This is a genomic window from Pseudomonas tremae (genome assembly GCF_001401155.1).
Lineage (GTDB): Bacteria > Pseudomonadota > Gammaproteobacteria > Pseudomonadales > Pseudomonadaceae > Aquipseudomonas > Aquipseudomonas tremae.
In genome coordinates, this window is the sequence record NZ_LJRO01000031.1 from 33,029 (window position 1) to 54,212 (window position 21,184).

At 59.9% G+C, this 21,184-nt stretch carries 20 protein-coding genes; 6 read left to right on the top strand and 14 right to left on the bottom strand.

The window, feature by feature from the left end; all coding sequences use genetic code 11:
* Complete coding sequence (locus ALO43_RS01735; RefSeq protein WP_054997015.1) at positions 1-795, bottom strand: IclR family transcriptional regulator; 795 nt, start codon at positions 793-795, stop codon at positions 1-3.
* Between the two features lie 134 nt (positions 796-929).
* Between ALO43_RS01735 and hmgA the strand changes: the two genes are divergently transcribed.
* Positions 930-2,234, top strand: coding sequence for a homogentisate 1,2-dioxygenase (gene hmgA, locus ALO43_RS01740; protein ID WP_054997016.1), 1,305 nt, complete (start codon positions 930-932; stop codon positions 2,232-2,234).
* A complete protein-coding gene (fahA, locus tag ALO43_RS01745; protein WP_054997017.1) occupies positions 2,234-3,529 on the top strand; it encodes a fumarylacetoacetase in 1,296 nt (431 codons plus the stop codon). Before hmgA ends, fahA begins: the two co-directional genes overlap by 1 nt.
* 19 nt (positions 3,530-3,548) lie before the next feature.
* Here the strand turns inward: fahA and ALO43_RS01750 are convergent, their stop codons facing one another.
* A complete protein-coding gene (locus ALO43_RS01750) occupies positions 3,549-4,163 on the bottom strand; it encodes a TetR/AcrR family transcriptional regulator (protein ID WP_054989302.1) in 615 nt (204 codons plus the stop codon).
* Positions 4,164-4,358: 195 nt separating this feature from the next.
* Here ALO43_RS01750 and ALO43_RS01755 point away from each other — a divergent pair, with 195 nt between their 5' ends.
* From ALO43_RS01755 to ALO43_RS01765, 3 genes are all read left to right on the top strand, one after another.
* Entirely contained in the window at positions 4,359-5,450 is a 1,092-nt protein-coding gene (locus ALO43_RS01755) for an MBL fold metallo-hydrolase (RefSeq protein WP_054997018.1), read from the top strand.
* A 112-nt stretch (positions 5,451-5,562) separates the two neighbouring features.
* Positions 5,563-6,786, top strand: coding sequence for a cyanate transporter (locus tag ALO43_RS01760; protein ID WP_054997019.1), 1,224 nt, complete (start codon positions 5,563-5,565; stop codon positions 6,784-6,786).
* Positions 6,787-6,854: 68 nt separating this feature from the next.
* A complete protein-coding gene (locus ALO43_RS01765) occupies positions 6,855-7,790 on the top strand; it encodes a LysR family transcriptional regulator (protein ID WP_054997020.1) in 936 nt (311 codons plus the stop codon).
* Between the two features lie 7 nt (positions 7,791-7,797).
* On the opposite strand, the gene ALO43_RS30855 is transcribed toward ALO43_RS01765, so the two are convergent.
* The 6 genes from ALO43_RS30855 to ALO43_RS01790 form a co-directional block, all read right to left on the bottom strand.
* A complete protein-coding gene (locus tag ALO43_RS30855; RefSeq protein WP_005890415.1) occupies positions 7,798-7,947 on the bottom strand; it encodes a hypothetical protein in 150 nt (49 codons plus the stop codon).
* A 119-nt stretch (positions 7,948-8,066) separates the two neighbouring features.
* Positions 8,067-8,744, bottom strand: a complete 678-nt coding sequence (locus ALO43_RS01770; protein ID WP_005890416.1) for a type 1 glutamine amidotransferase domain-containing protein — start codon at positions 8,742-8,744, stop codon at positions 8,067-8,069.
* A 164-nt stretch (positions 8,745-8,908) separates the two neighbouring features.
* Complete coding sequence (locus ALO43_RS01775; RefSeq protein ID WP_054997021.1) at positions 8,909-10,126, bottom strand: aldose 1-epimerase family protein; 1,218 nt, start codon at positions 10,124-10,126, stop codon at positions 8,909-8,911.
* Positions 10,127-10,350: 224 nt separating this feature from the next.
* A complete protein-coding gene (locus ALO43_RS01780; RefSeq protein WP_005890420.1) occupies positions 10,351-10,647 on the bottom strand; it encodes a DUF7693 family protein in 297 nt (98 codons plus the stop codon).
* Positions 10,648-10,736: 89 nt separating this feature from the next.
* Positions 10,737-11,654: an EthD domain-containing protein gene (locus ALO43_RS01785; RefSeq protein WP_054997022.1), complete on the bottom strand. Its 918-nt coding sequence runs from the start codon at positions 11,652-11,654 to the stop codon at positions 10,737-10,739.
* A gap of 65 nt (positions 11,655-11,719) precedes the next feature.
* Positions 11,720-12,880, bottom strand: coding sequence for a TDT family transporter (locus ALO43_RS01790; RefSeq protein WP_054997023.1), 1,161 nt, complete (start codon positions 12,878-12,880; stop codon positions 11,720-11,722).
* A gap of 127 nt (positions 12,881-13,007) precedes the next feature.
* Between ALO43_RS01790 and ALO43_RS01795 the strand changes: the two genes are divergently transcribed.
* Positions 13,008-13,961, top strand: coding sequence for a LysR family transcriptional regulator (locus ALO43_RS01795; protein ID WP_053479659.1), 954 nt, complete (start codon positions 13,008-13,010; stop codon positions 13,959-13,961).
* Here ALO43_RS01795 and ALO43_RS01800 read toward each other — a convergent pair.
* The 6 genes from ALO43_RS01800 to ALO43_RS01825 are packed head-to-tail and all read right to left on the bottom strand — an operon-like array spanning position 13,895 to position 21,183.
* Positions 13,895-15,310, bottom strand: coding sequence for a lipid II flippase MurJ (locus ALO43_RS01800; RefSeq protein WP_024671043.1), 1,416 nt, complete (start codon positions 15,308-15,310; stop codon positions 13,895-13,897). The genes ALO43_RS01795 and ALO43_RS01800 overlap by 67 nt on opposite strands.
* A gap of 15 nt (positions 15,311-15,325) precedes the next feature.
* Entirely contained in the window at positions 15,326-16,147 is an 822-nt protein-coding gene (locus ALO43_RS01805; protein ID WP_054997024.1) for an acyltransferase, read from the bottom strand.
* Positions 16,144-17,562 (bottom strand): O-antigen ligase family protein, encoded by a 1,419-nt coding sequence (locus tag ALO43_RS01810; protein WP_053479661.1) that lies wholly within the window; start codon positions 17,560-17,562, stop codon positions 16,144-16,146. The genes ALO43_RS01805 and ALO43_RS01810 overlap by 4 nt, the downstream gene beginning before the upstream one ends.
* Entirely contained in the window at positions 17,562-18,662 is a 1,101-nt protein-coding gene (locus ALO43_RS01815) for a glycosyltransferase family 4 protein (RefSeq protein WP_054997025.1), read from the bottom strand. Before ALO43_RS01815 ends, ALO43_RS01810 begins: the two co-directional genes overlap by 1 nt.
* Positions 18,653-19,870, bottom strand: a complete 1,218-nt coding sequence (locus tag ALO43_RS01820) for a glycosyltransferase family 4 protein (protein ID WP_054997026.1) — start codon at positions 19,868-19,870, stop codon at positions 18,653-18,655. The genes ALO43_RS01815 and ALO43_RS01820 overlap by 10 nt, the downstream gene beginning before the upstream one ends.
* 2 nt (positions 19,871-19,872) lie before the next feature.
* Positions 19,873-21,183, bottom strand: a complete 1,311-nt coding sequence (locus ALO43_RS01825; protein ID WP_024689755.1) for a cellulase family glycosylhydrolase — start codon at positions 21,181-21,183, stop codon at positions 19,873-19,875.
* Position 21,184 lies beyond the last annotated feature (1 nt).

A 21,184-nucleotide genomic window follows, 5' to 3' on the forward strand; every position in this document is an offset into this window, starting at 1 on the left:
TCAGCCTGGCAGCTTGCCACCCATGCGTTCACTGATTGCGTTAGCTGTTTCTGAAAGACGTCGAGCCGCCTGGCTCTGCGCCTCGTCGTTGAGCAGCGACCCCGGCCCGACGACGGTAATCACACCCACCAGTTTGTTGCCCATGGCAAACAATGGGGAGGAAGCCGCATTGACGCCCGGCATCAATATACCTTGCACCTGATGCACGCCGTTGCTGCGGATCTGCTTTAGGTGACGCTCGACCTCGCGCAGACGACCGGCCTGCAGATGAGGTGTTTCCTGATGGCGAAGCAGGGCGGTCTCGTTCTGGGGCAAAAAGCTCTCGAATACCAGCCCGGTAGACGAGCCGAGCAGCGGCAGGACCGAACCGATCTGCGTCACCAGCGTCACTGCGCCCAGCGACGGCTCGACATACACCACGGTCGGACCTTTATTGCCCCACACGGCCAGGAAGCAGGTCTGGTTCAGCTCGTCGCGCAGATTGGCCAGCCAGGGGGCCGACACCTTCAGCACATCCAGCTTGCCCAGCGACGCCAGCCCGACTTGCAAGGCTTCGCGGCCCAGCCCGTAGTGATTATTGACGGCATCCTGCTCGGCAAAACCGCTGGCGATCAGCGCCTGCAAATAACGATGAACCTTGCTGGGCGGCATGCCCAGGTGCTCGGCAAGCCTGGACAGCGACGTCGCGGGCGACAACTCAGCCAGAGCCTTGAGTACGCCCAGGCCCACTTCAGCAGCCTGAACCTTTTGCTGACGTCCGCCTGTCGGGCTTTCGGTTTCTTCGGTCATGGATATGCGTTGCGCCGGTCTGGGAAGGCAGCTTTATAGCTTGACCGGGTTTCAAACTCAAATTACGTTAAGCGTAATCGATTTACGATTTTTGACGATCCACCTACTGCTGTGTGACTGAATAACAACAAGAGGCTCAGATGGCTATTCATTGCAGCTCGGATCCACTGGTCTATCAGTCAGGTTTTGGCAACCAGTTCAGCAGCGAAGCCTTGCCGGGCGCGGTACCGATTGCTCAGAACTCGCCGCAAAGGCACCCGTTGGGTTTGTACGCCGAGCAGTTCTCGGGAACCGCTTTTACCGTCGGTCGTGCCGAAGCTCGTCGTACCTGGATGTACCGGATCCAGCCCTCGGCAGCCCATCCGCGCTATCAGCGTGTCGATCGGCAGATCCTCGGTCAGCAGCAGGGGCCGATAAACCCCAATCGCCTGCGCTGGAACGCCTTTGACATCCCCAGAGAACCCACAGACTTCATCGACGGCCTGATATCACTGGCCAGCACGTCGATACCTGATCAGGCCGAAGGGGTCAGTGTTTACGTGTATGCCACCAATACCTCAATGCAGCGCGCGTTTTTCAATGCCGACGGCGAATGGCTGATTGTGCCGCAGCAGGGAAGATTAAGAATCGTCACCGAGCTGGGCGTGATGGACGTAGAGCCTCTGGAAGTTGCCGTGCTGCCGCGTGGCCTGAAATTCAGCGTGCAGTTGCTCGACTACAGCGCACGTGGCTACATCTGCGAGAATCATGGTTGCGCGTTACGCCTGCCGGAACTCGGGCCGATCGGCAGCAACGGATTGGCCAATGCGCGTGATTTTCTAACCCCGGTGGCCTGGTTTGAAGAACGAAACGAGCCGGTACAACTGGTACAGAAATTCCTTGGCGAACTGTGGGCGACTCAACTGCCGCACTCGCCGTTCGATGTGGTCGGCTGGCACGGCAACAATGTGCCGTACAAGTATGATCTGCGGCGCTTCAATACCATCGGCACCGTCAGTTACGATCACCCGGACCCCTCGATTTTTACCGTGCTGACCTCGCCAGGTCCCGTTCAGGGGCAGGCCAATATCGATTTTGTGATTTTCCCGCCACGCTGGATGGTGGCGGAAAATACTTTTCGTCCGCCGTGGTTTCATCGCAACCTGATGAACGAGTTCATGGGCCTGATCGATGGTGCTTACGACGCCAAGGCCGAAGGTTTCATGCCGGGCGGCTCGTCGCTGCACAACTGCATGAGCGCTCATGGGCCGGACAATGTCACGGCAGAAAAAGCCATCGCTGCCGATTTGAAACCGCACAAGATAGAAAACACCATGGCTTTTATGTTTGAGACCGGCAAGGTGCTGCGCCCCAGTCGCCATGCGCTGGATTGCCCGCAACTGCAAACCGACTACGACGGCTGCTGGAACGGCATGGCCAGAACGTTCAACAAGGAGCCGTTGTAATGAGCATTTCTTCAGGTCGCCGCAGTTGGGTCGCATCGGCCAACGGTCATGGCGACTTTCCACTTCAGAATCTGCCGCTGGGCGTGTTCAGCCATAACGGCTCCGCGCCGCGAGGTGGTATAGCCATCGGTGATCTGATCCTTGATCTCAAGGCTGTGCTAAAGGGTGGTTTCATCAAAGGGCCGGCGGTTGAAGCGGTCGAGGTTGCGAGCCGCGATCAGCTCAATGATTTCTTCGCGCTGGGTGCTGAAGCGCGTCGGGCCTTGCGTGCTGCCCTTGTGCAGTTGCTGGATGAAGACAGCCCACAACGCTCCTACCTGCAGGCCGCATCCGGCCTGTTGCTGCCTATGAACGAATGCACGATGCACATGCCCGCCCGGGTAGGTGACTACAGCGATTTCTACGTCGGCATTCATCATGCGTTGAACGTGGGGAAGATGTTTCGTCCAGACAACCCGCTGTTGCCCAATTACAAGTATGTGCCCATCGGTTATCACGGTCGGGCGTCGACCTTGTGTATCTCTGGCACACCGATCAGACGGCCCAACGGCCAGATGCTCATGGCCGGCCAGCAAGTGCCTGAGTTTGGTCCATGCAAACGGCTGGATTACGAACTGGAAATGGGCGTATGGATCGGCCCGGGCAATGCGCAGGGCGAGGCCATCGGGATCGACCGCGCGGCCGAGCATATCGCTGGGTTCTGCCTGCTCAACGACTGGTCCGCGCGCGACATACAAGCGTGGGAATACCAGCCGCTTGGACCGTTTTTATCCAAGAGTTTTGCGACCACCCTATCGCCCTGGGTGATCACTGCCGAAGCCCTTGAACCGTTTCGCAGCCCCCAGCCGGCGAGACCCGAGGGCGATCCGCAGCCGCTGCCTTATCTGCTCGACAGGAGCGATCAGCAGAGTGGCGCGCTGGATATCGAGCTGGAAGTCCTGCTGCTCACCGAACAGATGAAAACCCAGGGGCTTGCACCTCACCGGCTGGGTTTGAGCAACTCACTGAACATGTACTGGACCGCTGCGCAGATGGTTGCGCACCACAGCGTGAATGGCTGCAAGCTGCAACCGGGTGACCTGTTCGGCACCGGCACGTTGTCCGGGCCTGATGCGGGCCAGTTCGGCAGCCTGCTGGAGATGACTGAAGGGGGCAAAGATGTCATAACGTTGCCAGGTGGCGAACAGCGAAAGTTTCTGGAAAGTGGCGATGAGGTGATCCTGCGCGCTCGCTGTCATCGAGAAGGGCAGGTGTCGATCGGTTTTGGCGAGTGCCGCGGCACAGTGCTGGGGTGAGCGAAGACACCCGGCGGTGTCAGCGGGGCATTTCATACCAGCCCAGAAACATGTTCAGTGCCGATTCCACGACATTGCTTTGCTCATCGGGCGTGAGCAATGGCGCGTTGAAAGTCACTTGTGGCCAAAAGGCAAACGACTTGAGCAAGGCATGCATTTGCGTGGCGGCAAAGCCCGGGTCGACGTGTTTGAGGCGACCATCCTTCTGTGCGGCGCGGATCCATGCGCTGAAGGTTTCTTCGCGTTCATTGATGCGCGCCATCCACACCTGCGCCCGCTCTGGCGAGTGAATGGTTGCACCGACCACCACTCGCGCCAGATCAATGAAGCTGCTGTTGGTAAGGTTGCGCATCTTGCCCCACAGCAAGTCTCTCAATTGCTCACGCAGGCTGCTGTCAGCATGGTAGAGCACCTCCGACTGCGGCGGGGCGCAGCTCCACAGACGCTGGAGCATTTCGGCGAACAACTCCTCCTTGCTGGGGAAATGGTTATAGACCGTCCGTTTTGACACCTCGGCTCGCGCCGCAATGCGGTCCATGCTGGTGACCTCGAAGCCACGGTCGCCAAACTCGGCAATGGCTGCCAGAACAATGGCTTCGCGTTTCTGATCGGTAAGGCGCATGGGTGCGGTCATAGGTTCGCTTCAAACGTGCGTTTAGAGAAAAGTACACTTGGCAGTTTACTTGTCGCCCAGAATCATGCAAGCTTAAAACTACACCGTGTAGTGTAAAACACTGTTACATATTTTCCATCGGACATCCTGCAACGGGATTCACGTACAAAGTATGCACGGCTGGAGCCTCAACCTGTCCTCAGGAGTCAGCAAATCATGGCCTCGACCCACCAGAAAAAGGATGTTACTTCACTGCCTGTCCTGTCTCGGCACGAGGGGCGCTATCGCAATCATGCGCCCGTGAAGCCGCTCGGTTTTTTCCGGACGCTTGGTATCTTCTGGGACCAGCTGTTCAACAAGCCCAAGGACACACGCCCGGCAGGGGAAATTCCGGTTCAGCCGCTTTCGCGTCAGCAGTTGCTGGCAGCACCGAACAATACGGTGTATCGCCTGGGTCATTCGACTGTGCTGCTCAAGCTGCGCAACCGGTTCTGGATTACCGACCCGGTGTTTGCCGAGCGTGCCTCGCCGGTGCAGTGGGCAGGGCCGCAACGCTTTCATCAGCCGCCCATCAGCCTTGACGAGCTGCCGCCGATCACCGGTGTGATTCTCTCCCACAATCATTATGACCACCTTGACCGCATGGCTATAAAAGCCCTGACGGACAAGACCGAACACTTCCTGGCGCCGCTGGGTGTGGGCGATACGCTGATCGAGTGGGGCGTCCCTGCGCACAAGGTTCGTCAGCTCGACTGGTGGCAATCCACCGAGATCGAGGGTATCGAATTCGTTGCCACGCCTTCGCAGCATTTTTCGGGTCGTACATTGCTCGACAGCAATCGCACCTTATGGGCGTCCTGGGTGATGATCGACGACGATCAGCGGATTTTCTTCAGTGGCGACACGGGCTACTTCGACGGGTTCAAGACCATTGGCGAACAGTACGGGCCGTTCGATCTGACGCTTATGGAAACCGGCGCCTATAACGTCGAGTGGCCACAGGTACACATGCAGCCCGAACAGACCTTGCAGGCGCACCTGGACCTGCGCGGGCGCTGGCTGCTGCCGATCCACAACGGCACTTTTGACTTGGCGATGCATGCCTGGCACGAACCTTTCGACCGGATTCTGGCGTTGGCCTGGGAACAGAATGTGTTGATCACAACACCAATGATGGGCCAGCCGTTCTACCTGCAATTTCCGTGTAGCGGAATGACCTGGTGGCTGGGTGTAGATGATCTCGTCGGTGCCGAGGTGCCGCGCACAGAACAGGTCGAATGTTGCGATGGCCGTCGTCAGAACGCCTGAAAGCCGCGTGCGCCAGGTCTGACCTGATTTTCCGATAGCACGTCCCATATTCTGATTTGCCGCCGACCCGCCCACCCGGCCTAATCGTGACCTTTACAGCGAAGGTGACGGTATGCAATTGCGTGGCTTGGCGGGAAAACCTATCGGGTTGATGGTCAGTGTGGTTCTGGTCGCATTGAACCTGCGCCCATCGATGGCTGCAGTCGGTCCGTTACTGGCGGCGATTCGCCTTGACATGCCGCTGAGCTTCGCTGCGGCGTCGCTGTTGACCATGCTGCCGGTCATGGTCATGGGGCTGGCGATGTTTTTCGGCGTCAGGGTTGCCCATCTTCTGGGCTCGCACCGTAGTGTCATGCTGTCGCTGGCGCTGATCGGCGTGGCGACCCTGGCGCGTGTGTTTCTGGGGTCGGCTGTCGACCTGATTGCCAGCGCCGTGCTGGCGGGGCTCGGGGTTGCCATTATCCAGGCGCTGATGCCCGCGTTGATCAAAGCCCGTTTCAAGTCCCATGTCTCTTTGTGCATGGGGCTCTACGTCACGGCGATCATGGGTGGAGCAACCATTGCCGCATCCTTGAGTCCGCTTATCCTGTGGCTTAGTGGCAGTTGGCATGTCGCGCTGTCTGTCTGGTCCGCGCTGGCGCTATTGGCGCTGTGTTTCTGGAAGGGCCAGCAGCGGCGCTTGTCGCAGCCTGATGCACCAGTGGCCATGCTTGAGCAGCGAGCGTTTTCGCACCTGCCTCGGGCCTGGATGCTCGGGGTTTTCTTCGGTCTGGGCACTGCTTCCTATACCTGCGTGCTGGCCTGGCTGGCGCCTTATTACGTGGAACATGGCTGGAGCGAGCAGGGCGCCGGCCTGTTGCTGGGGTTTGTGACACTGATGGAAGTGATCTCGGGCTTGCTGGTGCCGGCGCTGGCCAACCGTAGCCGGGACAAACGTATCGCTCTGAGTGTTCTGCTCGGGTTGATGATGGCCGGTTTCGCCGGTCTGATCCTGATGCCCGAGCAATCGAGCCTGGTCTGGGCGGGCCTGCTGGGGTTGGGTATCGGCGGTCTGTTCCCGATGAGTCTTATCGTGTCGATGGACCATCTTGACGATCCGCAGCAGGCAGGCAGCCTCACGGCGTTCGTGCAGGGGATCGGTTACCTGATCGCCAGCCTGTCGCCACTGTTCGCCGGACTGATCCGCGACCTGACCGGCAGTTTCGCTGGGGCGTGGTGGTCGCTCATGGCAGTGGTCGCAATCATGCTGCTGATGGTGGCTCGACTTAACCCGCGGCATTATCATCGGTATCTGCGTGGTGCCCGGAGTACGCCGGAATGCGAAGAGGCTGCCTGATTGCATTTTGATGCTATCGTGCTCGCGCAGTCCTGACCGTCCGGTCGCAACGCCAGCGAGAAGCCTTGATGCTCAACAGTAATGCTCTGAGAAAGCTGGACATGCAGGACCTGATGGTATTTGTCTCAGTGTATGAGCAACGCAATCTGACGCTGGTCGCCGAAGCGCTGCATGTCAGTCAGTCGACGGTCAGTTACTGCCTGAAAAAGCTGCGTGCGAATTTCGAGGATGACTTGTTCATCAGCACTCGCAATGGCATGCGTCCGACCCGCAAGGCCCTTGCCATGCACAGCCATGTGCAGCAGATCCTGCAAGCCATCAATCTTTGCCATGACGGGCTGAAGCTGTTTGATCCGACACGCAGGCAAACCACCTTCACGGTGTGTGCTCCCGAGTATTTCGAGCTGCTGGTATTGCCTCACCTGATGCGCGATTTCGCGGCGGCGGGGTTCTCGGTCACTGTCAACGTGCAGAAGCTGGACAAGCATTTGCCAGTCGAGTCGCTCAACGACGGCCATCTCGATCTGGCCCTGTGTTTCGGTCCGGGTTTTCATCGAGTGCCCGACAGCCTGATTTCGCAGGTACTGCTGGAGGATGATCTGGTTTGCGTCATGGACTCGCAGTTCGCGCCGCAGAGCGCACTGATTGACACGACCACCTTTACCCGGCGGCGGCATGTATACCCGACCCCCTGGACCTCCGACAGCAATATGGTTGATGGCTGGCTGCAACGTCAGGGGCTGGAACGCGACATTGTCGCTCGTGCCAACAGTTACCGGGCGGCCTTACAGTTGCTCGAGGGTACCGACTTCATTCTGGTGCTGCCACGGCGCATTCAGACCCTGCTGGATAACGAACCGTGGGTTTCTGTTTTCGAGCTGCCACCGGACCTGCCCGGTTTTAGCCTGGACATGGTCTGGAGCGCGCAGGCCGATCAGGATGAAACGAGTTGCTGGCTGCGCGAACAGATCGTGAAGGTCTGTGCAGAGCGGGGGCTGCTCTGACCAGCGATCAGCTGCCGGAATTGTCTTTTTGCGGGTCGGGAGAAGTGCCAGGTCGTGGCTGCTCACCCTGCTTGTTGAGTTCTTTATTCTTCTCACCCACTTTGCCGGCATTTTCCGGTTTGTGGTCGAGGTCTTCACGTTTGGATTCATCTGTCATGGCAGTTCTCCAGAGGGGTGGGGTATCTGGATATTGGGCTGTTGCAGCCCGACAAGATTCGATCTAAATGACGCGCGGTTCAATGCCGACCCTTCAGGCACCGAACCGCGCATCAGGCATCAACTCAACAGAGTCAGCACGTCTTTGGCAGCCTGCGCCGAACTGGCCGGGTTCTGTCCGGTCACGAGTTTGCCATCGGTCAGCACGTAAACGCTCCAGTCATCGCCTTTGGAGTAGTCGCCGCCCAACGCTTTGAGCGCGTCTTCGACCAGAAAAGGTACAACGTTGGTCAGGCCGACAGCTTCTTCTTCGCTGTTGGTAAAACCGGTAACGCGGCGACCCTTGACCAGCGGCTCGCCATTTTGTGCTTTGACCTTACGCAGCACGCCGGGTGCGTGGCACACCAGACCATGTGGCTTGTCGGCTTTGGCAAACGCTTCGATCAAAGCAATGGAATGCGCGTCTTCGGCCAGATCCCACAGTGGACCGTGACCGCCCGGGTAGAACACAGCATCGAAATCGGCGGCGTTTACTTCAGCCAGGCGTCCGGTATTGGCCAGCACTTTCTGAGCATCGGTATCTTTGGCGAAGCGCTCGGTTTCAGCGGTCTGGGCGTCAGGCTCATCGCTTTTAGGGTCAAGCGGTGGTTGGCCGCCAGCAGGCGATACCAACGTGACTTCGGCACCTGCATCCTTGAACACGTAATAAGGAGCTGCAAATTCTTCGAGCCAGAAACCGGTTTTTTTGCCGGTGTCGCCCAGTTGGTCATGGGACGTCAGAACCATCAGGATTTTCATATTCATGCTCGTTTTTGAAGGGTTGGGAGGGTGTAGACAGACAAAACCCCCAGGAGTTATGAGAATCTTTGCTGCGCAACGAAACAAGGCCGGATATCGACGCAGTGCTTTACGTCAAGATCCGGCCTTGCTCAGACTGGGCGCTGAAAAGCTTCAGGCAAAGATCATTGCTCTTTGGTCAGGTCCACCAGCGGCTCTTTGCGGACTTCGGTTTCGCGCCCGTCCTGGATGGTCTTGATCTGCCCGAGTGCCTTGTCGACTGCACCCTTGTCAGCCAGCAGGCTGTAGCTGATCTGGAACTGACGTTGCTCCTTCGGTGCAATGGTCGGCACCAGGTTGAGGGGGCGCTGGAATCGGCGGTTATAAGAGAAACTGGTGCCTGGCTCCAGCCCGGTCACGTAACCCTGACCTTTGGTGTCTGTGTTTTTCCACAGCGAGAACACCGGCAACTGCTTGGTATTGAAACCGACGGCAACGCCCAGACTGCCGGCCTTGTTGTGCAGCACGGTCACGGTGTCACCTTTCTCATCGCCGTAAGGCACGATGTTGTAGACCGTCTCGTCGTAGTCCGGGGTAGGTGCGCGGTAGGTTTGCCAGTCGCCCAGATCAGCCTTGGCCTTCTCGTTGAACGGCGAGACCTGCTTGACCGGTGCCTCGAAGCGCGCGCCCTGTTCGAGGAATGGCGTGCTGAAGTTGCTGTGGTACAGCGCCTGATACTCTTTCGGATAATCGCCGTTGTTGGTCAACGTATCGTTAAGCGAGAAGCTTGTGCTGCCAGGCTCGGTGACCAGTTCGGTCTGCACCGAGAAATCCACTTTCTTGAACGCCTGCTCCTTGAGTTCGCCCTTCAGGCGAATGGCATAAGGCGGTTTTTCGTCGATCTGCAGCGTAACCTTGCTGGCCGGGATATTGGCCGCGCGACCGTGCAGGGTCAGCAACTCGCCATTGTCCATGCCCGGATGGCCCACCCATTCGTAACCGCAACGGACGACCAGTTCGTTGAACCCTTCCAGCCAGCCCAGCCCGCCACGGCCGTTAAGCTCGATGAACGCCGGGTTGACGACATCCTTGACCGGTGAATCCCACCCCATGCGCACGTCGCCAACCGAGGCATGCAACACGTTCATGCCGCGGGTCGGTACCACCGACAGCTTCATCGTGCCGTTGTCGATATCGATAATGCTCACGCCTTCCTGACGACCGCCATGCAGCGTGCGCATCGTGATCGTGAACGGCTTGTCAGTCTTGACGCCCAATTGCTTGCTGGTGATCTGCTGATTTTGCGCAGCCTTGTCGGTATCGAGCAGCACGTAGTCCCAGGCAAAAACACTGGAAGCGGCAGTCAACGCGCCGAGGCCTACAAGCAGGGGAAGGGATTTCATGGCGGTGGTCCTTCTGGAATTATTGGAATTATGGTCTTGCAGAGCGCATTCAACCTGACACCAAAGCCGAGTTAAACGATTCAGCAATCAGTTGAGTCTAGCCAAAATGAAGGCAGCTGTGGAGCGGTATTTCCAGGCCCGGCAGCACTTGTGTATCACGATGAGCGCGAAGCCTGGAGACGACGATCAGAAAGTTATCGTTCCTCACGCGCCCGCGCAGGACATCAGGCAACAGCCCCACTCAGCAACCGTTCGATCTGCGCCTGTTCCCAGGCGCTGAGCAAGCTGACCGGGTCAGTCCGCAGCCAGCTCTCGAACGAGCCTTCCCGCCCGTCCGGGCAGCGGCTGTAGCGGCAGTGGCTCAGGCTGCTTTCGATCGTTTCCAGCGTCAGCAGCCAGCCGTCTATGGTCACCTGATGCAGCCCGGTGTCCGAGGTGTGGCCAACACGCTGCATTTCTCGCGTGCCCATCGCAGCATCTCGCAGTTGCTGGTACACCTCCCGAGTGGTCAATGCTTTCATGGGCTTCAAGTATCTCGATTTTCGCTGAGTAAAGCGCGGTTTTGAGTCGCGCACCGTTACCGTTGTTTGGCTGCCTGATCAGCCTGCCTTCAGGATGATTGTGCCGCGCCGAACAGGCTTTCGATCTCCGGGCGTGTCTGATTGATCGCGCCGAGTTGACGAATCAATTGAGCCTGACGGCTGCCACGCACCCCGGCGGCGGTCATGATCGCGTCACGCACGTAGGTGTAGACACCGCTGACGCCAAATGGTGTTACATAGCGAACATGCGCGCCGAGGCCTTGGGTGATGGCCTTGAAATGCTCGCTCGCGTAGTAGGTCCGACGAGTCCAGGCCGACTCGAACACCACTTCCATCATGACCATGTCCAGACGGGGCTCTTCGACTTCGTGATTCACATCGGGTGCAGGCGGTGCCGGTTGAGCGTTGTCGTAGGGTTGCGCGAGGTGCAGGCGCAGCTTGAGGACCGCATCGGCACCGGCCATCTCGCGGGCCAGTTTTTCCACGGCGTCGCGCGCAGCCGACCGATCACCGCTGTCGAGATGAAAGTGCAGATGGGTTTTGTCCTGGGTTGCCGTTTCGTTGGGGATCGGATCAGGCAGACGATCGACCAGCGTGCTCGAGCCGTCCGGCACGTCGTAGGCAATGGTTTCCGCGAACATGTTCTGCTCGTCTGTAAACAGCAGGGAGCTGGCGTCCTTGAATTGCTTCTGGTCCTCGGCGGACAGAAAGCCGATCTCCACGCCGCCATCAAGCACATAGCTCTGCAGTGGCTTGACGCCTTCGATGACCGGCCACAGATGGCCGTCCTTTTCTCGCGTCAGATGGTGCTGAACGTACCACCCCAGGCCTGGAAGCCTTGCGCACAGCGGGCCGTGAACGTCACGCCAGTAGGTGGCGAACAACGCGTGAGGGACCCCGTCTCTGCGCAGGACAGTGGTGTAGGAATTGATGACGATGTTCTCGTCGCGGGAGCCGTAATCGTCGGGCAGTGCTGAGGTATGCATAAATACTCTCTGTGCGGAAGGTGTGTATCTCAGGCGCCCCGCTGCGAAAGTAAGTTCAAGGAGATTTACCGAAGGGCACATGCGCTCGATGCAATGCACGGCGAGACGAACAGATGCCCTCGGTAGGCGCCCGCCAGGGTATGCGCAGACACGATCAGCCACATGACCGCCAGCAACCCCACCAGCCCTTGGCCGAACACGTCGAAAAAGCCCAGATGCAGGGTCGCACCCAGTTTGAGCGTCGCCAGCGCGTACACCCCGAGTGGAAAGGTGAATGCCCACCAGCCCAGATTGAACGCCAGACCTTGCTTGAAATAGCGCGCTGTTATCAGCACTGCCAGCGCCATCCACCACAGGCCCAGCCCCCAGAAAAGCATACCGGCAATGACCCCGACGCCGGCTGCCACGTTGCCCACCGACGCCAAGCCGTGTGCGGCAAACACTGCCGGGGCATCGCTGCTCATCACCAGCATGCTCAGTGCGCCCGTACCGATCGGGCCCAGTGCCAGCCAGCTCGATGCCGCCATGCTCTCGTGCGGCAGCTTGTGCAGTGCCAATCGCAACAGCAAGATCACCAGGATGCTCAGCGCAACAGGCACCGAGTAGGCCCACAGTACGTAGCTGGTGATCAGCACGGTGAACTGCGCATCTGGCGTGGCGAGCTGCTGCGTCAGCAACCCGCCGCAGGCCGCTGCGACTTCGGCGGCCACCACGGGCAATAGCCATACAGCGGTCATTTTCTCGATGCTGTGTTCCTGGCGGGTGAACATCATGAACGGGATCAGTACGCCACAGGCCAGCGCCATGGCCACATCCAGCCACCACAGGGCTTCGGCAACCGGAACAATTGAATCGCCCCAGCGTGCCGGGCCGAAGACCAGCAGGCCGCTGATGAGGGTCGTCAGGCCCATGGGGATCGTGCCGAAGAACATCGAGACCGTCGAATGCCCGAACACCTTACGCGCCTCGTTGAAGAACAACAGCCAGCGACAGGCGTACATCACGCTGAACAGCACGAACAGGCCTATATTGAGGAACCACAGTGCTTCCCCTAGGTTACGCAAAAGTGCCGAGTTGCCTGGCAGTTGCGCCAACGCCAGCGACAGAATTCCGGTGCCCATGGTTACGGCGAACCAGTTTGGCGTGAATTGGCGGATCGCTTCGCGCGGGCTCGCCAAGGCTTTGAGAGGGGCGTAACCCTTGATGATGATGGCGAGCCGGTTCATGGCGTTTTCCTGCGGGTAGTTGCGGATGTGCAGTTAGTTTAAGGTTCGACAATAAATTCTCTAAACGGGTAATCTCGCTTCTTGTTACCTGTATTTCAGGTAGATAAACCCTGAATGGAGTTCGCCCTTGAGGCTTAACCTGCGGCAACTGCAGATTTTTTGCGCTATTACGCGGCACGGCAGCACTACCAGTGCAGGCCATGCGCTGGCGTTATCTCAGTCGGCCACCAGCGCTGCACTCAACGAGCTGGAAAGTGCGCTCGGCACGCGCCTGTTCGACCGGGTGGGCAAGCGGCTGGTCCTTAATGACAGTGGACAGGCGCTGTTGCCCCGCGCCATGACGATGCTGGAAAGCGCCCAGCAGATCGAAGACAGTTTTCTGCTGCCCGATGCCAGCCTGAATGCGCGCCTGCGAATCGGCAGTAGCAGCACTATCGGCAATTACGAGCTGCCGCTGATTATCGGTGCGCTTCGCGCCTCTGCACCGCTGTTGCGGGTGGACGTAGACATCGGCAACAGCGCATCAATTGCCCGCAAGGTCTCGCAGTTCGAGATTGACATGGGGCTGATCGAGGCGCCGTGTCATCTGCCGGAACTGATCGCCGAGCCTTGGCGGGTCGATGAGATGCTCATTGTTGCCGGCAGCAGTCATCCGCTGGCCCGGCAGGCACAGGTATCACTGACTGAATTGCAGCATGCGGAATGGCTATTGCGCGAGCCGGGCTCCGGAACCCGGGAGGAGGTCGAGCACTTGCTGCTCAGGCACCTGCATGATCTGAAGGACATGCGCCAGATGGGCAGTTCCGAGGCAATAAAACGCACCCTTGCTGAGGGCATCGGCATCAGCTGTCTGTCCCGGCGCGTGGTGGCTGATCTGCTGGCAAGCGGTCAGTTGAAGACGCTTGCCAGCCCACTGCCGCCGTTGAACCGGCGATTCTTCATGATCAGGCACCGCGACAAATTCATCTCGCCGAGTCTTGAGTGCTTCCGCGATACCTGCAGGCAAGCCGTCGATCAGGCTTCTGTGCTGCGCCACGGCTTGAGCCATAACGCCAGTCCTGCCAGCAATAGCGCACCATAAAGGCAGCTCAATCCAAGCTGCAGCCAGGTATTTTGCAGCGGATGCAGGGCCAGAGCGGCGATCACCATCAGCGCGCTGGCCAGCAACCAGTGACTGCGCCAGGGCAGGACCTTGAGCAGTGACTGGCGCCGCATCAGCAGCAGACCAGTGACCAGTGCGCCGCCCAATGCTGCGATGGCGATGCCGGACAGACCGAATACCAAGGGCAATGTACCGAGCAGCAGCGCGTTGCACAGGCTGCCGATCAGTTCGCAGTTGAGCGGCAGACGTGTATCACCTGCTGCGTAGGCATACCGTGCGAGCAACGCATTCCAGGCACCGAACATCAGCGGTACGGCAAACCATGCCAGCAGTCCCGGCAAAGGGCCGTCGTGGGTCTGAGCGGGCAGCAGCAGGGTTACGAGCGCGCCAGCCGCACCTATCAGGCCGGCCACCGCTGGCAAGGTCAGCAAGGTGGCGCTGCCCAGCCCGCGCCGTAGCAGCGACAGACGCTGATCGCCCGCGCTGCCGCTCATCAGCCCCAACAGCACCTGATTCAGGCTCATCAGCGCTATCAACGGCAGGTTTATCAGCTTGCGCGCCAGGTTGACCCAGGTCACCGCGCCTTCGCCAAGCAACGAAGCCACCATTCGCTCAAGCAAAGCAAGGCCCTGGCTGGCCAGGTTGCTGCTCAGCAGTGGCCCGATGCGTTGCAACAGTTCGCGCACGGCGCCAGCTTCCGATTGCCACTGCCAGGGTCGCCAGCCGGACCGGTACAACGTCGGTAACAGCACGCTGGGCATCAGTATGCTGCCCAGCACGCAGGCACTGGCGACGCCGATCGATGTGGATGCGTGACCAGAAGTGGCGAGGTAGATCACCGCTGGCAAGTTGAACAGCAGCGAGCCAAGCCCGGCCAGTACGAACCGCGACCGAGCCTGCAAGGGTACGCAGAACAATGCGTGCAGCAAAAAACCGGGGGCGCACCAGGCCAGCCAGCGCAGGCCGCCAGCAGCCTGAACGTAACCATCGGTATCCAGTCCCGGGCCTATCAGTCGCACCAGAGGCCCGGCACCGACCACCAGCATCAGGCTCAGTGCCAGACCGCCCAGCAGCAGTCGCGGTGCCATACCACCGAGCCAGCGCTGCTGCCGCTCGGCGGAGCGTTGCTGATACAGCGGCAAGGCCGCCGCACTGAGCAAGCCGGCTGCCAGCGACATGCGCAATGCTTCAGGTACAAACATCGAGACCAGAAACGCATCGCTTTGGCCTCCTGCGCCCCAGGCCGCGACTAACAGCCACTCACGGGCAAAACCGGCTGCCAGGCCGGTAAGGGTGGCCAGTGTCAGCCAGAGTGTCGAACCCAGCATCGCAGGTGCTGCCGATCAGTGGAACAAGGTGAACAGGCCTTTGCCGCCCACCTTGTACTTGAGATTACGCGCGCGCTCGCCTTTGACTTCGGCATTTGGGCCGCTGACGATCGCGTAGGGCGCGACAGGCTTGGACACCACGCTGTTGCCACCGACCACGGCACCTTCGCCGATGTCGGCACCGAACGAGAGCAGGGCGCGGCTGCATATCCAGGCGTAGTCACCGATGAACACCGGCCCGCCCACCGCCCAGAACTCGGGTTCATTCAGGTCGTGCCCTCCGGCGATAATCAGCACATGCGAGGCGATGGTGACGTGATCGCCAATCACCAGCCCACCACGTGCATCCAGCTGGCAATGCCAGCCCACTGTGGTGTCATTGCCGATACGCAGGCTGTCGACCCCCAGAACTTCGGTATTGCGCCATACGGTCGAGCCTTTGCCGATCTTTGCCCCTCCGATACGCAGCCAGAGCAGGCGCAGGGTATGGCTGGGGATCTTGCAGATCAGAATGTTGTAAGCCAACTCCCAAGTGCGCAGCATGCGGTCACATAGCGTCGGCCAGTTGATCCCGTAAAGCGGAATCAGGGCGCCGAGGGTTTCACTGGCTAGCAGCTTGTAAAAACGTCGTGCCAGCGGGTTCTCGATTCTCGGCTCGATATTCAGGTAGCAGATGAACGACAAGGTCCGCTCCTTTATACGCGTCTCGAAGCACACTTCGTTGTCGAGCATCCACTGGTAGGCGGCTTCGAGTTCTTCAAGTGGCACGGCCATCTTGCGTGCGTAGTCGGGCAGCGCCTCTCTGAGGTTGTGCGAATGCAGCATGCGATGTTTCATACGGAGGCTTCCAGCTCGGGTGGGGCAGCGGGGTGATGACGTGAGTTTGCGGCGCTGGCGCGCAGGCGCCTGGTTTCGTGCAGGCTGATGCCGACAAACAGCCAGAACAGGGCAGCCAGCACGCTGGTGAAACTGAAATAGTGGTCGAACAGGCCGCTGAACAGGGCCGACAGCACGCCGATCATGCAACCCAGCGCAATCGCGTTTTCGCGGGTCAGCACGATTCGGCCCGTGTCGGGGCGTACGGCCTTCCACCAACTGACCGTGACGGCGATAAACAGCAGCATGCCGGGCAGACCGATCTTGTAGATGAAGTTCAGCCACAAATTGGAAATACCGAATTGCGTGTAGCCCAGAACTGGCGGATCGGTCTTGAAACCGATGCCGAACGGGAACGTCGCCATTGCATCCGGGAAATGACTGTATTCAAGGAAGCGGATCGCGGTGCTGACGTCGTCATCGGCGAACAGGCCCATCAGCCGCTCTTGCAGCGGTGGATAGAACATCAACAGCACGACGCCGGCAGTTATGCCACCCATCAGCAACCGACCGAGATGCGGGACACGCCGACGGACCATCCACAGCATCACTGCCAGCAGGCTCACCAGCGCGCCGCGTGACCCGGTCAGCAGCAGGCCGACGACGCCCAACACTGCAACGGCCAGGCCCAGCTTGCGTGCCATGCCGCTGCGGGTCATGCCGAAACAGAATGCCAGCGGCAGCAACATTGCCAGAGCGCCGCCGGCCACGTTGGGGTGCATCCAGGGTGAGCCCATCCGGGTGGCGAATGATTGCAAACTATCGTTCAGGGTGTCTGCGCCGCTGTAGCCCAGACTGCCGAGAATCGGGATGATTGCTGTTCCCGAGCCTTTGCTTACATAGATCGAGATCGACATCAGCAGCAACAGAAGCGTCCCGCCGAGCAACGCAATGACCAGGCTTTCCAGCGTCTTGAGATCGGTCAGCAAGCGTGGCACCAGAAACAGGATCGACAGGTTGAACAGCCAGCGGACCCAGTTGATCGGCCCATTGCCTTCGGCGACGACGGTCAGTTGGCCCACCAGAAACGGAAAAGCGCTGAACAGCATCAAGGCGACCAGCAACCGCTCGGTGCGCAGCATCGGGGGCACTTTGTCCTGTTCTTGAAAAAATACGCCCTGCAGCAGGTAGCTGACCCAGGTCAGCATGATCAGCCCCTCGGACACCGTCGTCCGAATGCCGATCTGAACCGTGGAGTAGGGCAGAAAGGTCCCGATAAAGCCGAACAGCAGCAAGCCGAGCACTGGGCGGCGCATGACTGTCGCCACGGCGGCAATACCCAGCACGGCCATCAGCACTAGCGGTATCGGCAACAGCCAGATCATCACCCCGAACAACAGGCTGATCAGTAACCCCAGAGGCATCGCCAGTGGCATCAGCGCAGCTCCTCCAGCGTAGCGTGAACGCGATCGCAGAACGCTTTCAACTGATAGCGGTCGGTCCAGTTCCTGGCGAGAGCCGGGTCTTCTTCGGGGGCATGGGACAGCGTGCCCATCAGCCTGATCAGGTTGCCGCTGTCATCAGGTGAAAAGCGCGGGCTGTGGGGTGGGGCGACTTCATCCAGCGACGAACCGGTGGCCACGGCTACCGGAGTCCCCACGTTCAGCGCCTCGATCACCGGCAGCCCGAAACCTTCGCTTCTTGACGGCTGCCAGAGCCGCTCGGCATTTTTGTAGACTGCGTGCAGCTCGGCATCACTGAGGCCGGTCAGCACGTGCAGACCCGGCAACTGACGCTGCGCTTCGGTCAACGGTTCATCGCTACCGACCAGAACCAGCTCCGGGGTGTCGACGAACTGCATGCGTGCGGTCTGCCAGGCCTCGACGAACCATTTGATGTTCTTGCGTGGCTCGCGAGTGCCAACGCACAGCCAATAGCGCTCGGGAAGCCGCAGGTGAGTGACGTCGGCCGGTTCGCCCTCGAAGCGCTCGACCAGCAGGGGCACGACCCGCAGCTTGTCCTTGAACCGTGGGAACAGGCGCGCCGCCTCGTTGGCGGTAAATTGCGACGGCACCCAGATCTGGTCGGCAACCTTGAGCGACCAGACAATCGACAGGTAGTCGGTCAAGCGGTACACCCGGGCTTTCAGGCGCGAACCGTGGCTGTTCTGCTGGGTGATCTGAAACAGATCGTGCAGTTGCAGCACATAGCGCATGCCAGCCGGTTTTCGACCCAGCGGCAGGCCCATGTTGATATTCGCGACATAGACCTCGATGCCTGCATCGCGCAGGGCGCCAGGCAGGAAAGAGCCCTCGAAGCGCGCGCGGTCCGGCAGGCGATGCACCGAATCCAGCGGGGCAGCCCAGCGCGGCGCATGCATCACGCGGCGCACCGAATGGTCGTAAGGTGCGACGCCGAACAATTGCAGTTGCACGTCCGGGTGCTCGCGGAAGGCTTTCTCCAGCGCAAAATTCTGGCGGCCGATGCCGCTGATGGGGTAACCGGCTGCCGCGCGGTAATCGAGTCCTATACGCATGAGCGCGATCCTTGCTTAGTGGGCGAAAAGCGGGTGTAGATCACTTCCAGCTGGGCAGCCGACACTGACCAGTCGTGCCGGGCGCGCACATAAACGCGGCCTGCCTCACCGATCTGATCGAGCCGCAGTGGCTTGTCGGTGTATTCGACTATCAATGTGGCGAGTCCGGCTGCATCTTCGCTGCCCAGATAATGTTCGCCATTGATCACCGACAGGCCCGAGACGCCTTGCGCGGTAGTCACCACCGGCAAGCCGGCGGCCATGGCTTCCAGCGTCTTGAGTTTGGAACCGCCGCCCTGGCGCAAAGGGGCGAAGAACATCGAGGCGGTGGCCTGCAAGGCGCGCAGGTCGGGTACGAAACCCAGCCATTCGATGCGTGGGTCCGGCCAGCGCTCGCGCCAGCTCTCAGGCATGCCAAAACCGCCGATGGCGAAATTCACCTCCGGTGCCTGAGCCCAGACCTTCGGCATGATCTCATCCAGCGCCCATTCGATGGCATCGATGTTGGGGCCGTACTCATAATTGCCGATGAAGAGCAGGCGATGGCTGCCGCGGTCGGCACGCACACTGGCGTAGTAGCCGCAATCGACACTGTTGACGACATAGGACGTGGCCCTGCCGCTCAGGCGCGACAGCACCTTGGCATCGTCCTCGGTCACTGCAATCAACTCGCCGGTCTGACGAAACACTCGGCTTTCCCAGCGTCTGTAGCGCCAGCGATCATACAAAGCAAAAGCCCCGGCCCAGCGCGGCAGCCGGTCGTAGCTGGCGGCACCCAAGTCGGATTCGACGTTGTGCTCGGTCAGTACGAATGGCTTGCCCGAGCGTTTTAGCGCGCGTTCGAAAGGCTGAAAGAAATACGTATGCTGCAGCTGGATGATGTCCCAGTCTTCCTCGAGCAGTTGCTCGAAGGCTTTTTCCAGTGTCGGGGCATAGCCGTTGATACTGGCCAGCATCGGAGCAGGCGAGAACGCCACAGCCAGCATTGTGCGGAAGCTCAGCAGTGGACGTCGATCAATCACGATCAGGCGCTCCAGCCAGGGTTCAAGTGCCGAGCGGGATTCATCATCCAGCGCAGTCTTGGACTGAACCAGCAGGGTGATGCGATGGCCTCGGGCTGCCAGGTTGCGCAGCAGGTGATATTCCCGGGTCTTGCCGCCGCTGGTGGTGGGCCATGGCAGGTAGGGGAGCGTCCATAGAATTCGCATGCTCAAGGTTTCCATTCCAGGATTTGCAGAGTCGGCTTCAGCAGCAGGGTGATGCCCTGGCTGCCGGACAGCGGGGTACGGCTGCCGGTCAGCGGGTCATGCACCACTGCGTTGGTGATGCCTGGAAAATTCAGCGATGTGCCGGTGGCGCTCCAGAACATCAACAGACGGGAGCCATCGTCCCTGCTCCACGGCACCGCGTACAGATCGCCGGGCACGGCGCTCACCGCAGGCGGGTCCGCAGGTTTGAGGCGCGGGCCGGTGATCTTCAGGAAGTTCTGCAGTGCGGTGTAGACCGGTTTGGGGCCTGCTTGCAGGTCCAGCAGCCCGTAGCCCTGATCACGGGCCGAAGCACGCTCGTCAAGGTCGCTGAGGTTGAACAGGAAGATACGCTGGAAGTCCAGGGCGCTCATCAGCGCCAGGCGCCGCAGGGTGTAGTCGGCCTGGCCTGAAGTGCCAATCAGCTGTTGCATCTCCACCGGACCGTCGTAGCTTGACCAGCCCCATTCGGTGGCCCACACCTGCTTGACACCGTTGCTGTGCAGCAAGTTATTCATGGCATCGGCGCGTACCAGAAAGTCGCGGTCTGCCACCGAGTCGCCTTCCGGGTATTCGGAGTATGGGTGGTAGGCGGCCACGATATTCTGCTGGCCCAGACCGTTGTCGAGCAGGGCCTGCAGCATGTAGCCGGAGGTGCTGTGCATCTGGCTGTAGTAGGCCATGCCTGCGGTGACGATAGTTTTATCCGGCAAGGCTGCGCGAATGGCATCGGCTGTGGTCGTCAGCAAACGGCCATAAGCCGCCGGGTCCTCCTTGGGGAGCCAGATAATATTGGGCTCGTTCCAGACCTGCCAGTTGCTCACCTGCGGGTAGCGCCTGGCCAGAGCGGTCATGCGTGCGGCAAAGACGTTGAAATCTTTGGGCGGGTACTGATCGCGGCTTCGGGCATCGACCGGGGCACTGCTGGCGAACGAAGCCGAACCGACCAGGTACGCCAGCGTGTTGTAGTTGCGCGCCTTGATCGCCGCCATGGCGGCGTCCAGTTCGGCCAGGGCGTATTGATCCTTTTGCGGTTCGATGATCGGCCAGTGGATGGTCAGCCGCACCCAGTTCAGGCCCAGCTCATCCAGACGATCCATCTGTTGCCTATAGGTGTCCGGCGCAAAGTACTGGAACTGTACGTTGACACCCAGAAAGTCTTTCCAGACCACGTCGCGGGGCGCTTTCAGGACCGTTGCCGCCTGAACGGCGCAGCTCAGGGTGGCAGCTATCAGCGCGGTTGTAACGGCCTTGAATCTGGATAAACGCTGCATG

What these genes read in the sequence shown, in the direction of transcription:
- hmgA (WP_054997016.1), top strand. Translation starts at nt 930, where the DNA reads ATGGCTATTCATTGCAGCTCGGATCCACTGGTCTATCAGTCAGGTTTT.
- fahA (WP_054997017.1), top strand. Translation starts at nt 2,234, where the DNA reads ATGAGCATTTCTTCAGGTCGCCGCAGTTGGGTCGCATCGGCCAACGGT.
- ALO43_RS01750 (WP_054989302.1), bottom strand. Translation starts at nt 4,163, where the DNA reads ATGACCGCACCCATGCGCCTTACCGATCAGAAACGCGAAGCCATTGTT.
- ALO43_RS01755 (WP_054997018.1), top strand. Translation starts at nt 4,359, where the DNA reads ATGGCCTCGACCCACCAGAAAAAGGATGTTACTTCACTGCCTGTCCTG.
- ALO43_RS01760 (WP_054997019.1), top strand. Translation starts at nt 5,563, where the DNA reads ATGCAATTGCGTGGCTTGGCGGGAAAACCTATCGGGTTGATGGTCAGT.
- ALO43_RS01765 (WP_054997020.1), top strand. Translation starts at nt 6,855, where the DNA reads ATGCTCAACAGTAATGCTCTGAGAAAGCTGGACATGCAGGACCTGATG.
- ALO43_RS30855 (WP_005890415.1), bottom strand. Translation starts at nt 7,947, where the DNA reads ATGACAGATGAATCCAAACGTGAAGACCTCGACCACAAACCGGAAAAT.
- ALO43_RS01770 (WP_005890416.1), bottom strand. Translation starts at nt 8,744, where the DNA reads ATGAAAATCCTGATGGTTCTGACGTCCCATGACCAACTGGGCGACACC.
- ALO43_RS01775 (WP_054997021.1), bottom strand. Translation starts at nt 10,126, where the DNA reads ATGAAATCCCTTCCCCTGCTTGTAGGCCTCGGCGCGTTGACTGCCGCT.
- ALO43_RS01780 (WP_005890420.1), bottom strand. Translation starts at nt 10,647, where the DNA reads ATGAAAGCATTGACCACTCGGGAGGTGTACCAGCAACTGCGAGATGCT.
- ALO43_RS01785 (WP_054997022.1), bottom strand. Translation starts at nt 11,654, where the DNA reads ATGCATACCTCAGCACTGCCCGACGATTACGGCTCCCGCGACGAGAAC.
- ALO43_RS01790 (WP_054997023.1), bottom strand. Translation starts at nt 12,880, where the DNA reads ATGAACCGGCTCGCCATCATCATCAAGGGTTACGCCCCTCTCAAAGCC.
- ALO43_RS01800 (WP_024671043.1), bottom strand. Translation starts at nt 15,310, where the DNA reads ATGCTGGGTTCGACACTCTGGCTGACACTGGCCACCCTTACCGGCCTG.
- ALO43_RS01805 (WP_054997024.1), bottom strand. Translation starts at nt 16,147, where the DNA reads ATGAAACATCGCATGCTGCATTCGCACAACCTCAGAGAGGCGCTGCCC.
- ALO43_RS01810 (WP_053479661.1), bottom strand. Translation starts at nt 17,562, where the DNA reads ATGCCACTGGCGATGCCTCTGGGGTTACTGATCAGCCTGTTGTTCGGG.
- ALO43_RS01815 (WP_054997025.1), bottom strand. Translation starts at nt 18,662, where the DNA reads ATGCGTATAGGACTCGATTACCGCGCGGCAGCCGGTTACCCCATCAGC.
- ALO43_RS01820 (WP_054997026.1), bottom strand. Translation starts at nt 19,870, where the DNA reads ATGCGAATTCTATGGACGCTCCCCTACCTGCCATGGCCCACCACCAGC.
- ALO43_RS01825 (WP_024689755.1), bottom strand. Translation starts at nt 21,183, where the DNA reads ATGCAGCGTTTATCCAGATTCAAGGCCGTTACAACCGCGCTGATAGCT.